This is a genomic window from Kitasatospora sp. NPDC033851, from assembly GCF_055576085.1.
In genome coordinates, this window is sequence record NZ_JBVIRL010000068.1 from 1 (window position 1) to 12883 (window position 12883).

Annotated in this window: 14 protein-coding genes and 3 pseudogenes; 8 read left to right on the top strand and 9 right to left on the bottom strand. The window is 69.7% G+C overall.

The window, feature by feature from the left end; all coding sequences use genetic code 11:
- Positions 1–79 precede the first annotated feature (79 nt).
- The gene (locus ACZ51D_RS42960) at positions 80–370 is read right to left on the bottom strand and encodes a DUF4331 family protein (protein WP_465665738.1); all 291 of its coding nucleotides are present in this window, start codon (positions 368–370) and stop codon (positions 80–82) included.
- 311 nt (positions 371–681) lie between these two features.
- Entirely contained in the window at positions 682–1734 is a 1053-nt protein-coding gene (gene nicT, locus ACZ51D_RS42965) for a Nickel transporter NicT (protein WP_465626714.1), read from the bottom strand.
- 453 nt (positions 1735–2187) lie between these two features.
- Between nicT and ACZ51D_RS42970 the strand changes: the two genes are divergently transcribed.
- Both ACZ51D_RS42970 and ACZ51D_RS42975 read left to right on the top strand, forming a co-directional pair.
- Complete coding sequence (locus tag ACZ51D_RS42970) at positions 2188–3801, top strand: nickel/cobalt transporter (RefSeq protein WP_465626704.1); 1614 nt, start codon at positions 2188–2190, stop codon at positions 3799–3801.
- A gap of 29 nt (positions 3802–3830) precedes the next feature.
- Entirely contained in the window at positions 3831–4166 is a 336-nt protein-coding gene (locus ACZ51D_RS42975) for a hypothetical protein (protein WP_465626705.1), read from the top strand.
- A gap of 14 nt (positions 4167–4180) precedes the next feature.
- On the opposite strand, the gene ACZ51D_RS42980 is transcribed toward ACZ51D_RS42975, so the two are convergent.
- The 3 genes from ACZ51D_RS42980 to ACZ51D_RS42990 all read right to left on the bottom strand — a co-directional run bounded on the left by ACZ51D_RS42980 (position 4181) and on the right by ACZ51D_RS42990 (position 7910).
- Positions 4181–5491: a tetratricopeptide repeat protein gene (locus tag ACZ51D_RS42980; protein WP_465626706.1), complete on the bottom strand. Its 1311-nt coding sequence runs from the start codon at positions 5489–5491 to the stop codon at positions 4181–4183.
- Between the two features lie 65 nt (positions 5492–5556).
- Entirely contained in the window at positions 5557–6180 is a 624-nt protein-coding gene (locus ACZ51D_RS42985) for a class F sortase (RefSeq protein WP_465626707.1), read from the bottom strand.
- An 89-nt stretch (positions 6181–6269) separates the two neighbouring features.
- Positions 6270–7910: a DUF4331 domain-containing protein gene (locus ACZ51D_RS42990; RefSeq protein ID WP_465626708.1), complete on the bottom strand. Its 1641-nt coding sequence runs from the start codon at positions 7908–7910 to the stop codon at positions 6270–6272.
- 348 nt (positions 7911–8258) lie between these two features.
- On the opposite strand from ACZ51D_RS42990, the pseudogene ACZ51D_RS42995 reads away from it, so the two are divergent.
- The 3 genes and pseudogenes from ACZ51D_RS42995 to ACZ51D_RS43005 all read left to right on the top strand — a co-directional run.
- Positions 8259–8494, top strand: a pseudogene (locus ACZ51D_RS42995) (transposase); the annotation flags it as partial.
- 208 nt (positions 8495–8702) lie between these two features.
- A complete protein-coding gene (locus tag ACZ51D_RS43000; RefSeq protein ID WP_465665740.1) occupies positions 8703–9053 on the top strand; it encodes a transposase family protein in 351 nt (116 codons plus the stop codon).
- 177 nt (positions 9054–9230) lie between these two features.
- Positions 9231–9422 (top strand): transposase, encoded by a 192-nt coding sequence (locus ACZ51D_RS43005; protein ID WP_465665748.1) that lies wholly within the window; start codon positions 9231–9233, stop codon positions 9420–9422.
- Here ACZ51D_RS43005 and ACZ51D_RS43010 read toward each other — a convergent pair.
- Positions 9416–9595, bottom strand: a pseudogene (locus ACZ51D_RS43010) (transposase); the annotation flags it as partial. The gene ACZ51D_RS43005 and the pseudogene ACZ51D_RS43010 overlap by 7 nt on opposite strands.
- A gap of 235 nt (positions 9596–9830) precedes the next feature.
- On the opposite strand from ACZ51D_RS43010, the gene ACZ51D_RS43015 reads away from it, so the two are divergent.
- Positions 9831–10343 (top strand): hypothetical protein, encoded by a 513-nt coding sequence (locus tag ACZ51D_RS43015; protein WP_465626716.1) that lies wholly within the window; start codon positions 9831–9833, stop codon positions 10341–10343.
- A 6-nt stretch (positions 10344–10349) separates the two neighbouring features.
- On the opposite strand, the gene ACZ51D_RS43020 is transcribed toward ACZ51D_RS43015, so the two are convergent.
- Positions 10350–10541 (bottom strand): hypothetical protein, encoded by a 192-nt coding sequence (locus ACZ51D_RS43020; RefSeq protein ID WP_465665742.1) that lies wholly within the window; start codon positions 10539–10541, stop codon positions 10350–10352.
- 160 nt (positions 10542–10701) lie between these two features.
- Between ACZ51D_RS43020 and ACZ51D_RS43025 the strand changes: the two genes are divergently transcribed.
- Together ACZ51D_RS43025 and ACZ51D_RS43030 are read left to right on the top strand one after the other, a co-directional pair.
- A complete protein-coding gene (locus ACZ51D_RS43025) occupies positions 10702–11430 on the top strand; it encodes a DUF2625 domain-containing protein (RefSeq protein ID WP_465626711.1) in 729 nt (242 codons plus the stop codon).
- Between the two features lie 75 nt (positions 11431–11505).
- A pseudogene (locus ACZ51D_RS43030) lies at positions 11506–11943 on the top strand (DUF4265 domain-containing protein); the annotation flags it as partial.
- A gap of 102 nt (positions 11944–12045) precedes the next feature.
- On the opposite strand, the gene ACZ51D_RS43035 reads toward ACZ51D_RS43030, so the two are convergent.
- Entirely contained in the window at positions 12046–12546 is a 501-nt protein-coding gene (locus ACZ51D_RS43035; RefSeq protein ID WP_465665744.1) for a transposase family protein, read from the bottom strand.
- A complete protein-coding gene (locus tag ACZ51D_RS43040) occupies positions 12540–12872 on the bottom strand; it encodes a hypothetical protein (RefSeq protein ID WP_465665746.1) in 333 nt (110 codons plus the stop codon). Before ACZ51D_RS43040 ends, ACZ51D_RS43035 begins: the two co-directional genes overlap by 7 nt.
- Positions 12873–12883 lie beyond the last annotated feature (11 nt).

A 12883-nucleotide genomic window follows, 5' to 3' on the forward strand; every position in this document is an offset into this window, starting at 1 on the left:
CCCGGCACCGATCACCGCACCCACCGCGGCAGACCTCGCCGACCTCGTCGGGCGAACCCACACCAAGAACGCCAAGTAATTAATCGGCGGCTCCCAGGGGCAGGCGTCGTATCGTCCGAGGTCTCCCGGTGGTCCGGTCGCTGAGGGAAGTGGCCCCCAAGGCGCGGCGGGGCTGCCCACCTTCTTGTCGGCGGTGTTGACCTTCGCCGGCGGCGAGGGCCGGGATCAGGTGGCCGGGGGTGGCGCCCTCCATGACCTGGAGGGCGATGTCGACCACGTCGTCGGTCAGGCGGCGGTCGTTGGGGAAGCCCTGGAAGTCGCCGTTGAGGACGCCGAGCCGGTCCGGGTTGGCGGTGACAGTGGTCGACATGTTGAGCCGCAGCTCCTCGACCGCGACGAACTTCCTCGGGTTGTGTCCTGGTTCATCAACTGCGAGTTGAGGTCGACCTGGAAGGGGCCGCCGGTGGCCTTGGCGATACCGGTCAGGAAGATCTCCTGCAGGTCGGCACCGGAGCGAGGATCCGGCTGGGCAGCCGCGCTTCGCACTGTGGACCGGATTCCGTCACGTCTTCGTGAGCCGGGCGGGGATGGCCTGGTCGCCTCACCCCCGTGGGCCAGCGGTCACCCGTCCGGGCGCACTTCACCCCTCTTTTGTCTCTTGCTGCGGCGGCTGCCGTACCATCAGCCCTCGCTCGCCGCGGCCACTGGCGCGGTCGCCGGAGTGGGGACGCTCCATTTCTGTTCGATGCGGGCGAACTTCCACACGGCGAGCGCGGCAATCCAGGTGGCGAAGAACAGGCCGACGATGACGAAGCCGACCGCGTTGAGGTCCAGGCGGGAGATCCAGTCCCAGAACGCGCCGTGCAGGTCGAGCCTGTCGGCGAGCAGGCCGAGCAGTTCGACAGTGCCGATGACGAGGGCGACGGCGACCGACAGACCGGTGATGGTCAGGTTGTAGTAGATCTTGCGGACCGGCTTGGAGAACGCCCACCCGTACGCGAAGTTCATGAACGACCCGTCGATGGTGTCCAGCAGGCACATCCCCGCGGCGAACAAAAGCGGCAGGCACAGGATCGCGTACCACGGCAGGCCCGACGCCGCCCCGGAGCCGGCCAGCACCAGAAGGGCGATCTCCGTCGCGGTGTCGAACCCGAGGCCGAACAGCATCCCCAGCGGATACATCTGCCACGGCTTGCTGACCGACCGCGTCACTCGGCCCAGCACCCGGTTCATCAGCCCCCGCTTGTCCAGCTGCTCCTCCAGCGCGCTCTCGTCGAGGTGGCCGGAGCGCATCTGCCGGAACACCTTCCAGATGCCCACCAGGATGACGAGGTTGACGACCGCGATCAGGTACAGGAACGAGCCCGAGACGGCGGTGCCGATCAGGCCCGTCACCTGATGGAGCCGGGAGCCGTCGTCCAGGAGCGGTCCGGCCAGGGCCTTCACACCGAGGGAGAGCAGGACGGCCAGGGCGAACACGATCGAGGAGTGCCCGAGGGAGAACCAGAAGCCCACCGACAGGGGCCTCTTGTGCTGCTCCATGAGCTTGCGGGTGGTGTTGTCGATCGCGGCGATGTGGTCCGCGTCGAAGGCGTGCCGCATGCCGAGGGTGTAGGCGGTGACACCGATCCCGATGCCGAAGCTCTTCTCCCCGATGGTGTGGTGCTCGGGGGCGACGACGGCGATCAGCGTGACCCAGCCGATGACGTGAAGGGCGACGATGAAGGTGCCCATCCCGGCCAGGCGCCGCCACTCCTGACGGGTGATCGACGCCACGGCGGCGGTACGGGCGGATCTCGGAGGGTCCTGGGCGGGGGATACGGATGAGGAGGCCACGGGCGTCCTTCCTGCATCTCGGCCGACGCACCGCAGCCGGTGCGTCGATCTCGTAGTTGCACTATGTCGGCAAGAAGGAATGTTGTCACGGGGCGCGCCGGGGGCGCGAGGGCGTGCGGCTCCGGCGCCCTGCCGCCGGAGCAGCTTGCGATGATCGCCTGTTCGACCAGTGGGAACCTGTGTGCTGATGTGCTGCTCCGTGCGAGTGGTCTTGTCGGAAGGTCGGAATGGTGGCCGCTCTCCGCCGTCCGGCAGCCCCGAAGGTGGTGTGGGCCCTGTCGGCTCCTTCCCTCTTCCTGCCGGTCCGGGCCTCGCCGCCGCGGCGGCCGGCCCCGTTCCCGGAGGCCCAGCGTGGCGGTTCCACGATTCCTCGCCCGCGCAGGCGTGGTGGTGTCAGGCGCACTGCTCCTGCTCGGCGGCGCTGCACCTGTCGCCGGCGCCCATCCGCTGGGGAACTTCTCCCTCAACCACTACCTCGGCTTCACCGTCCACCCGGAAAGTCTCGAAGTCCTCGCCGTCACCGACGCCGCCGAGATCCCCACCCTCCAGGAGCAGCCGAAGGTCGACCGCAACGGCGACGGCATCATCGATGACGCCGAGCGCGACGCCTGGGCGACCGCGCAGTGCGCGCAGACCGCGCAGCGCCTCAAGGCGACGACCGACCGGGCGGCCGGGCCACTGGCGTGGCGAACCGACTCGGCGCAGTTCCGCTACGAGGACGGTTCGGCGGGTCTGCGCACCAGCCGCCTGGAATGCCTGTTGCGGGCCGATCTGCACCTCCCGGCCGACGGCATCACCCTGCACATCGCGAGCGGAAGTGATCCGGGCCGGGTCGGGTGGAACGAGATCACCGCCCGCGGCGATGCCACCACCCTCGACCGCAGCGATGTCCCGGCCGAGTCGGTCTCCAAGGAGCTGCGGGACTACCCTCGCGACCTGCTCGACAGCCCCAGCGGCGTCACCAGCGCCCAGTTCCGCGCGCGGCCCGGCGGCAGTGCGGCAGCCGCACAGTCAGCGACCGTGACCGCAGGGGACTCCGGGCCCACGGCGTGGCTGAGCAGCCTCGATGCCCGGCTCTCCGAACTCGGCGCCGCCCGGCGCCTGACCGTCCCGGTCGGCCTGCTCGCCGTCCTCCTGTCGATCGTGCTGGGCGCAGGGCACGCGCTGCTTCCCGGACACGGCAAGACCGTGATGGCCGCCTACCTGGCGGGCCGCCGCGGAAGCACCCGGGACGCCGTCACCGTCGGGGCCACCGTCACGGTGACCCACACTGCCGGCGTCCTCGTCATCGGCCTGTGCCTGACCGCGTTCTCCTCGCTCGCCGGAGACGTACTGCTCGGCTGGCTGGGCGTCCTCAGCGGCGTCCTGGTCGCCATCGTCGGCGCCGGCCTGCTGAGGGACGCGGTACGACGCTCATCCAGTACCTGGCGGCGCCAACATCTCCCGCACACCCACACGGAATCCGGCAGCCAGCCCACCTGGGAACTCGCCCACGCGTCTGCCGTGCCCGCACCGACCGGTCACCACGACCACCCGCACCCGCACGACCACAGCCACGAGAATCCCGGCCACCCGCACCATCACGGCCACCGCCACGGCCTGTTCGGGAGCGGCCACCACCACGACCCCGCAGCCCCGGGCCGCCGGGTGCTGATCGGCCTCGGCATCGCAGGCGGCCTGGTCCCCAGCCCGTCCGCCCTGGTCGTCCTGCTGGGCGCCATCGCGCTCGGCCGCACCCTGTTCGGCGCGGCCCTCGTGGTCGCCTACGGCCTGGGCATGGCCGGCACCCTCACCGCCGTCGGCCTGCTCCTGGTCCGCCTCGGAGACCGCCTCGCCGGCGCGGCGCACGGCCCGATCATCGGCCGGCTGCGCCGAATCGCCCCCTACAGTGCCCTGCTGACCGCACTGCTCATCCTGACCGTCGGCCTGGGGCTGGTCTTGCGCAGCCTCCCCTCGACCTTGTGAACACCCACCCCCATCGGAGGCCGACCACCATGACCATCCGCCCACGACGCCTGCTGTGCCTGATCCTCCTCGCCGCCCCGCTGCTGGCGGCCTGCGGAGGCGAGGCGGACGGGAGCTTCGACGCGCAGCCCGGAACTCCGTCCCCGTCCTGCCTTCAGCACCAGAGCCAGGATCCGGGTACCAAGTACACCGGTGGCGAGAAGTCCGACCCGCGCTCGGTTCTGGAGATGATGCGGTTCTACACCGCCAACGGGACGAAGGCGTACTGCGACGGCAAGGCGCCCACCGACACCGACCGCCGCTGGACCGACCTCTACGCCACGCTAGGCGGCGACGCGAGCCACGTCCCGCAGCCGAAGCAGTAGCCCCTCAGCCGCCCTCAGCCCGCGCCACCGGTAACGCTCGTGGCCTGGAGTTCGGCCAGGGCGGTGCGGGCGGCCGGGGCGTGCAGAGGATGAAAGGCGGGGTTGATCGCCAGCGCGTTCTCCAGCTCGCCGCGGGCGTCGGCCGGCCGCCCGAGCCCCCGCAGGATCATGGCGCGGTGGTAGTGGAAGAGAGCGTTGCGCATCCCCAGGGCCAAGGCCTCGTCGGACTGCGCCAGCGCCTCCTGGTCACGCCCGTTGACGTGCAGGGCCCAGGCGTAGGCGTCGCGCATCTCCAGGAACGGCCTGCTCCTCAATCCCTGCTCGGCGATGGCGAGCGCCGTCTTCGCGTCGCCGTGATCGGCCTCGAAGAGGGCGGCGTCGGTGTCCAGGGCCACACCGTTGTCGGTGAACAGCTTCTGCTCGCCACGGAACACCTGGTACTGCTGCTCCGCCTCGGCCGTGCGTCCCAGGGACTGGAGCAGCTCGCCGAGTTCGAGGACGTACTCGGGCTGCGGGACCAGGTCAACCGCCCGCTGAAAGTCCGTGACGGCGGAGGTGATGTCGCCGAGGGCCGCCTCGGCCTTGGCCTTCGCCTCCAGGAGCGATGCGGTGCCCGGTGCGGCGCGCAGGCCCGCCTCGGCATGGGTGAGCGCGGTCCTGGGGTCGCCGCTGTCGAGGGCGAGCTGGCTGAGGTGGTAGCGGGTGAAGGCCCGGTCGGCAGGGGTGTTGGCGTCGTCGAGGGCGCGCTTCATGGCGGCGGCGGCCGCCGCCGTGTCGCCGCGCAGCTCCCACGTGTAGGAGGCGCGGGCCAGTGACGGGGTGCCCGGTTTGAGGTCGACCATGCGCTGCACCGCGTCGAAGGACTCGGAGTAGCGGCCGAGCTGGGTGTAGGCGTCGGCGAGGGTCCCGTAGAGGGTGGAGCTGTCCGGGTTGACGGCGATCGCCTTCTGCGACCAGTCGAGGGCCGAGGTGAAGTCGTGCCGGGCGGCGTCGAGGGCGGCCATCCCGGCCATGGCGGTGAAGTTCTCCGCCGGCTCGGTGCTCAGCGACCGGGCCAGGACGGCTTCCGCCTTCGGGTAGTAGGACGGATCGGCGGTGATCTTGGCCTGCTGGACGTAGGCCAGGCCGAGGGACGCCATCGCGAGCGCATCTCCCGGAACCGCCTTCAGGTGTTCCTGCAGCCCGCGGATGTCCGCGTCCAGGCCCACACCGGTCATGCCCCGGTCGGCATCCGCGCTCCCGGAAGCAGCCTGCCGACCGGCGCCCTGGGGCGCGAGCCCGAGGCCTCCGGCGAGGAACAGGCCCACACCGAGGGCGGTCGCCACGGCAGCAGGCAACAGACGGCGGCGTCGGATCACAGTGCACTCCAGATGAAAGCAAGCGGGGTACGTTAAGCGGCTGCGGTGCCGGCCGGGCGGGCGACCGGGGAGGCGAAGACCACCAGGTTGGAGAGGTACTCCCGGCTGGCGCGGTCGTAGGTGCCGCCGCAGGTGATCAATCGCAGGCCCGGATCGGAGGTGTCGCCGAAGACAAGGCCGTCGGGGAACTCGTCCTTCGGGTAGCTGCGCAGCGCGTTCACGGCAAAGGCACTGGTGGTGCCATCTGCCGCGTCGACCGTGATGGTGTCGCCGGGGCGCAGGACGGACAGGCCCGCGAACACGGCCGGCCCGGTGCGGGAGTCGACATGGCCGACGATCACCGCGGCGCCCGGCCCGCCGGGGGCGGGGCCCTGGCTCCACCAGCCGGCGACCTCGGGGTCGTCCGGAGTACCGAGGTGGCCGTCACCCTGGACCTGCAGGTCCGTCAGGGCGCTGTCCACCCTGATCCGGGGTATCCGTATCCGCACCGGAGGAGCCTGCTGCCGGCGCGCGGGCGTCGCGCCTGCGCTGCGGGACAGCCGCCCGGGTATGTCGCCGATGTCTCGCACCGTCGCGGGGCCGTTGCTTCCCGGACCGGTGGCGACGCTCGCTGCGCCGGCTCCGGTCAGGGCGAGGCCGAGCGTCAGCGCGGCCACGGCGGTGCGCCGACTGGGGTGCCTGAGGACGTGCCCGGGCGGCCGGCCCCGCGCGAGGAGGGGTCGGCGCCCGTGGTGGAGCGGAGGTGTCACTGCTGGGCGCTGTGCCGGCGGCGCAGTGCGAGGACCGCGGCACCGGTGAGCAGGACACCGCCGCCAAGCGCGGTGGCGCCGGCGATCGGGAAGTCGCTCAGGGACAGGCCGCCGAGGCCGGCGGCGACGCCGCCGGCGGGGTTGTCGGGGACGGCCTGGTTGACGGCGGCGGTGTTGGGCAGCGCGACGTAGGGGAAGGTCTTGCCGAAGGCGTGGTCGTTGGCGTTGACGCCGTCACCGGCGGCCAGCGCGGGCACGATCGTGCCGGTCTGGGCCGCGCCCTCCAGAGCCTGGAGCTCGATGTCCACCACGTCGTCGGCCAGGCGACGGCCGTTGGGGAAGCCGGCCAGGTCCTGACCGAGGACACCGAGGCGGTTGGGGGCGGCCGACGGCGGCACCGACATGTTGAGGCGCAGCTCCTCGCCGGGCAGGAACTTGTCCTTGCTCACGTCGGCGTTCAGCTGCTGGGAGTTGAGGTCGGCCTGGATGGGGCCGCAGGCCTTGCAGATACCGGTGAGGAAGATCTCCACTAGGTCGTTGCGCGGCGTGGCGGGGGCCGGGATGCCGTAGACGCTCTGGATGAGCTTCGGCACGATCGGGTCTTTGACCTTGTCGACGACCGGGGTGACGGTGGCGTCCTTCTCGGGGCTGAGCGCGTTGAAGGCGTCCTTGTACTTGATCGGGACGACGACCTCGTTGATCAGCGGGTTGCCGAGCCGGGAGACCTGCCGGAAACCCTCATCACCCTTGCCCGCGATCGCGCCCTCACCGCCCTTGCCCTCGCCGCCCTTGTCGGCGACAACGGTGGCGCCCTTGCGGTCGGTCGTGGACCAGACACCGATCACCGGGTTGCGCGTCGGGTCGCCCTTGAGCGCCAGGTCCTTCTTGGGGACCTGGATGGCGATGGTGTTGACGTTGTAGCCGCTCAGGGTGTCGTGCCCGGACTCCTTGAGGTTCCCGCCGTAGAGCAGGTCGAAGACCCGCAGGTCGAGGAAGAACGGGTCATCCGCCTGCCCGGCGAGAGTCTGCCCGCCGCCGGGCAGCTCGCGGATGGCCTGCTGGCGCAGCGCCGCGTAGTTCGGCATCGACGCCTGGCCCGTGTTCGACGGGGCCGCGACCGCGTCCTTGAGCAGCGTCTTGGTGGACCCGTCCGCGTGGCTCTCGGTGAGGGTGTACGTCTGGCGGAAGTTCAGCGTCGGGTCGTCGAGGTTGTTCACGACGCCGGTGTTGTAGAGGAACTGGTTGGCGTCGTCCCGGTAGTGGTTGCTGAACGTCCACGTGTAGGTGGTGTCGGCCCTTCCGTCACCGTCGGCGTCGATCTTGATGTTGTAGCGCGCGTCCTCCGCGAATGCGTAGAAGTTCGGGCCGCCGTTCGGTTCCTCGAAGGGGATCCAGTTCGCGATCAACGTGACCGTGTCCGGCTTGTCGGGGCTGACGAAGGCGTACACGTCGGTGTTGTCCGCCCGCGGATCGCCCGCGATCAGTGGCGCCTCGCGGTGGCTGGAGGCGGAACTGACACCGGGGGTGAGACCGGCCAGGGCGCCGGCGGCGGCGAGGGCGAGCACGCCCATTCCGGCGAGCGGCCGCTCGGCGCGGCGGGCCAGGGAGGGCGGGCGGGGCGAACGAGGAGGCTGCATGGTCCGTCTTTCTGCAAGGTGGCCCGGATCGGCGTTCCGCAGCGGGCCGGCCTGGGCCCCGCGGACGACGGAGTCCCTGCATCCGGGCACAGGACACTCCGGGCGGCTTCCCACCTGGAAGGGCGTGCGGCCTCGGCCGGGGCCCGAGCCGATGCGTGTGGCCCCGGGAAGGGTGAGCCGTCCGGTACGCGACCGAAGGTGGTAAGCCATTCATAAAGTCATCACGCGCGGTGGCGTAGCGCCTACGGAGGTAGCCCATCCGGGAGCTCAGCTAGGGCGGGTATCGGGTCGTGGTCAATCTGTGGGATTCGGCCTCATGGCGAGGCCTGATCGGGTAGATCATGTCGCGTGACGCGAGTGCAACGGACTGATGCGAATGGGAGTTCATCGAGCCGTACCTGCCGGTCGGCGAGTACGGTCCGTACCCGGAGCGGCTGCGGCAGCAGTTCGAGGGCGTGATCTGGCGGTTCAAGACCGGAGGGCAGCGGCGGGAGATGCCGTCGGAGTTCGGTGCGTGGTCGACCGTCTCCAATCGCTTCCGGCAGTGGCGTGACGCGGGCGTCTTCGAAGCCCTGATGGAGGGCGCGTACTGCCGGTTGCTACTCGGGGTTGCTACTTGCGCTTGCTACTCGGGGTTGCGTCAGGCGGTGCTGGCTTCGTTCGCGACTTCGGGTTCTGGCTCAACTACCGTGATCCACTCACGCTGAGTAACAATCTGGCAGTGCTGTCGGCGTCGGAAAGTTGCCCGGAATTCGCCATTGCTCGGGTCGCGGTGGCCGACAGTGCGGGACCGTGGATGATCTGGTGCCCCGCTTGGAGGGATTGCTGTTTCCGTCGGTCGAGGGTGTCGCGGTGCTGTCGGTCGACGTGGACGTCGAGTCGGTGAACGTGACGGTCAAGTCCGCGGCGGCGGGGCACAGCTGCCCGGAGTGCGAGGGCTGGTCGACCCGGGTGCACAGTTCCTACCTGCGGTTTCCCGTCGATGGGCCGGTCGGGGGCAGGCAGGTCCGGTTGAGCCTGCGGGTGCGACGCTTCGTGTGCGGCAACCCGTTGTGCGGGCGGCGGACGTTTGTCGAGCAGATCGAAGGGCTGACGCGGCGCCACGGCTGGTGGACTGAGCGGCTGCGGGCGACCCTCGCGTGAGTGGGCCTGGCGCTGGCCGGGCGGGCTGGCGCCCGCCTGGCCAGCGTGTTTGGGGTGCCGGTGAGCCGCAGCACGGTGCTGCGGCTGGTGGAGGAGCTTCCAGACCCGGTGCCGCCGGCCCCGCGGGTGGTGGGCGTCGACGAGTACGCGACGCGCAAGGGCCGCGCCTACGGAACCGTGCTGGTCGACGCCGAGACCCGCCGGCCCGTGGACCTGCTGCCCGACCGGGAGGCGTCGAGCCTGGCGGCCTGGCTGGCCGAGCGGCCTGGCGTCGAGATCGTCTGCCGCGACCGCGCGCCGTTCTTCGCCGAGGGAGCCACCACCGGTGCACCGCAGGCGGTCCAGGTCGCGGACCGCTGGCACCACTGACAGCCCGTCCGGTTCTGGTAGAAGATCGCATTCACGATCTCCCGCAGATCACAGGACCCCGGATCCCCGGTTGCCGATCGCGCCACCCGGTCCTGCTTCCAGGCCGTGATCATCGGCTCGATCAACGCCCACTGCTCGTGCGATAAGTCGCTCGGATACGCCCGTCTGTCCATGCGCCGCAGAACATCACCCGCACCCCGACTGGCACGCCAGTACGGCCGACGTTCACACGAACGAGCGATCACGAACCGAGAGAAAAGGGACTTAACGTCCACTCAGGCGTCGTCGAAGGGCACGTCAACCGGATCATTCTGTGGAATCCGGACTGTCAAGTGACTCCGACCCCGTGCTGCTTGACTATGTGCTGGCCGCTTGGGCTGAAGGACGGGAGACTCGGGTGCTGTGGACATGGGGATCTCTGGTTTCAAGCCGTCCTTCCTGGTCGGGATCGAGGCGGTTCGGCAGGCGCATGGGTCGCGCCTGGCGGCGCTCGCTGGTAGGCGGCTGACGGGGTTCGCCTTGGTGCGCTTCGCTGAGGACGGAGACTGGTTTGCCGACTGTCCGGTCGTGCTGGACTTCAACGGCATCCAGGTGGAGGTCTGCCACTGGAAGCTCGACGAACTCTCGATCGGCTGGGACACGATCGACACCGAGGCGACCATCACCGGGTGGGAATGGTTCGAGCTGACGCCCCAGTGGTCTCACGGTGATGAGCGCCTCGAACCGTTCGTCGGCCAGGAGATGTGCGAGGTCAGGCTTCTCGAGTGGCGGCCGACAGAACATGACCTGGCAGCTGGGACGGTGGCGGTGGAGTTCGTCTTCGGTGGGGGTTGCCTGCGGATCGCCAACGGACTCGACGAGAACCGCATCGAGATCGGTGCGGCCCAGCCGGACTACATCCGTCACAGGCTGGGCCGCTGATCGTGACTACTGGGTCGGCTTCTGGTTGATCTCGATGACGGGCAGAAGGGTGGCCTGCGCTGGGATGCCGATCTGCCGTGGGGTCGGCCCGGCCGGCGTGGGGACGTCGGAAAGTCGGTTGAGCAACTGGTCGAGGTTGGCTTGCCCGTCGTCCACCGCGGCGCGTTCGTCGTCCGTCAGCGGAATGGCCGCGAGCATCCTCTGCAGGCTCTCCCTTGGCCTCCAGGAGTTGACCCTTGCTGGACGCTTTGGGGGTGTAGAAGTCGCAGCGTGCGCAGGCCATGCTTTTCCGGACTACGGGCGGACTCGACGGCACCCCGAACGCAGCGAGCTCAGCTGTCACTGCCACGATGTGCGGATGCGAGGACTGACTGAGCTGGTCAATGTGGACGAACCGGCCTGGCCGCTGCTGCGGGAAGCGTTCACGAGCAGTGTCGCGCCGCTCGAAGTTATGTCGGGCGATGCCGACCAAGGGCGCTCCTGCTTGCTGCAGCTGCAGGTGAGCGCCCGCTCGGCCCTCGGGGCGCTGGCCCTGCACACTGGCGGGATCGTCGTCGACGGGGGATGGCTGCGCGTATTCGGCGGTGCGGCAGGAGCGTCCTCGGTCGGGTTGCCGAGTCTCGCCCAGGTCAACCACTTCCCCAGCGACTTCGACCCTGCGTGGCGACCGACCGACGGCCTGGTCGTGGGTCACGACGTCCTTGGTGGTGTCTTCGCCGTCAACGGTCATGATGCCGCTGATGCTGGTCGTCCCGGCGCTCCCGGACAGATGGTCTACTTCGCGCCTGACTCCATGGAGTGGGAAGCCCTGGAGATGGGTTACGGAACGTGGCTGACCTGGCTGCTGTCGGGCCAACTGGAGCAGTTCTACGAGGGGCTGCGCTGGCGCGGCTGGCAGGACGAGGCATCCCGGCTGACCTCGGACCAAGGAATCTCCGTCTTCCCGTTCCTCTGGTCGAAGGAAGCGCACGCGGATCTCGCGGCCACGAGCCGAAGGCCGGTCCCTATGGCGGAACTCCTGAGCCTGAGCAGGGACTTCTGCGCCCAAATGGGACTGCCCGCTCCGGGGTTCCTCGGGTCCGTTTAGATGCCGAACCGCACCGCTCTCCACAATCCTGATCAGAAACGAGTGGAAGTCATGGGCTCCATCCAGACTGAACAGATCGGGCCCGGGGACGGTGACGCGGTCCATGCCGATGACTATCGGATCAAGGTCTGGTTCCGATTCGTGCCGCGCGAAGGCTGGCTTCCTCAAGACACCGAGGGGCTGTGGGCCACGCTGCTCGGCGAGGAAACGGCGCGCGTGGAGAACGTGCCCCTGCTCCAGAGTGGGGTTGCCGAAGGCGACGTTGTCCGATTCACCACCGACGCCGAGGGCCGGCACTGGGCGGTGGGTCGCGTGGAAGCCTCCGGCAACTGCACGATTCGGGTCCTTCCGGTGCCCACTGGGCCGCTCGGCCCGAGCGCCCGGGCTGTGCACGAGCGGTTGTCGTCGTTCGGGTTGGGCGGCGAGGTCTTCAGTGACGAGTTCCCACTGGTGGCGTTCAACGTGCCGGCCAGCTCGGACCTCGCAGGCATAAAGTCGCTGCTGGTTCATGGAGCCTTCGCCATCTTCGAACGTGCTGGTCGGAGGGGCTGGCGTGACGGTTCTCCGGGGTGCTCGTGCTGGTCGTGGGCGGGAGTCTGCGGTCTTGATCGTCCGTCAGCGGTCGATCTCGAAGTTGGTCAGGACGAGCAGGGCCCGCAGGAGGGCAGTGGCGCGGCCGGGGTCGGTGCGGAGTTTGGTGAGGATCCGCCAGGCCTTCAGGTGCGCGAAGCCGTGTTCGACGGGTGCTCGTCCGGCGGCCAGGATCCGGTTCGCCTGCTTCTGCCCCGGGGTGAGCTTTCGGGCGCGGGTGGCCCTGTAGCCGGTGACGATGACCAGGTCATCGGGGTCGTCGGGCTTGTCCACGCCGATGAAACCCAGGTCGGCGAGCGCGCCGAGCCCGGCCGCCTTCAGGTGCTCGACGATCTTGTCGCGGCGGGCGGCGGTGGCGTCGTGGGTGCGTCCGGGCCGGGCCGCGGAGATCCAGATCAGCTTGCCTCTCTCGTCGGTCAGGGCGAGGAAGTGCAGGCCGTGGCGGTGGTGTTTGCCCGAGTAGTTCGGGCGGTTGTCCCGCCCGGTGCGGCGCTGGGTGGGGATCAGGGTGCCGTCGATCAGCACGACCGCCGGGCTGTCTGGCGAAGCGCCCGGTCCAGGCGCGGGGCCTTGGCGGCGAGCAGGTCGATCATCTCGTCGCGCCAGCGCCGCAGGGTGGACTCGGGCACGTTGTTGCCGCCGGCCAGGTCGAGAAGGCGCTGGTCGTGCCGCAGCATCGCCAGCACGAGCACCGCGATCCGGCCCGGCGGCAGCGACCGCCACGGGGAACGTATCGCCGTCAGGCGAGATCGCAACAGGTCAGCGAGGCAGACCAGGGTGCTCGTGGACAGGTTGAGCTTGCACTGGTAGACAAGGGAGACGCCCTCGACGGGCGCGTTGTTATTCGTCACACAATCTCAAC

Coding starts and splice junctions, on each gene's coding strand:
- nicT (WP_465626714.1), bottom strand. CDS start 1,734: ATGGGCACCTTCATCGTCGCCCTTCACGTCATCGGCTGGGTCACGCTG.
- ACZ51D_RS42960 (WP_465665738.1), bottom strand. CDS start 370: ATGTCGACCACTGTCACCGCCAACCCGGACCGGCTCGGCGTCCTCAAC.
- ACZ51D_RS43020 (WP_465665742.1), bottom strand. CDS start 10,541: ATGCTCGCGGCCATTCCGCTGACGGACGACGAACGCGCCGCGGTGGAC.
- ACZ51D_RS42990 (WP_465626708.1), bottom strand. CDS start 7,910: ATGCAGCCTCCTCGTTCGCCCCGCCCGCCCTCCCTGGCCCGCCGCGCC.
- ACZ51D_RS42975 (WP_465626705.1), top strand. CDS start 3,831: ATGACCATCCGCCCACGACGCCTGCTGTGCCTGATCCTCCTCGCCGCC.
- ACZ51D_RS43015 (WP_465626716.1), top strand. CDS start 9,831: ATGGGGATCTCTGGTTTCAAGCCGTCCTTCCTGGTCGGGATCGAGGCG.
- ACZ51D_RS43025 (WP_465626711.1), top strand. CDS start 10,702: ATGCGAGGACTGACTGAGCTGGTCAATGTGGACGAACCGGCCTGGCCG.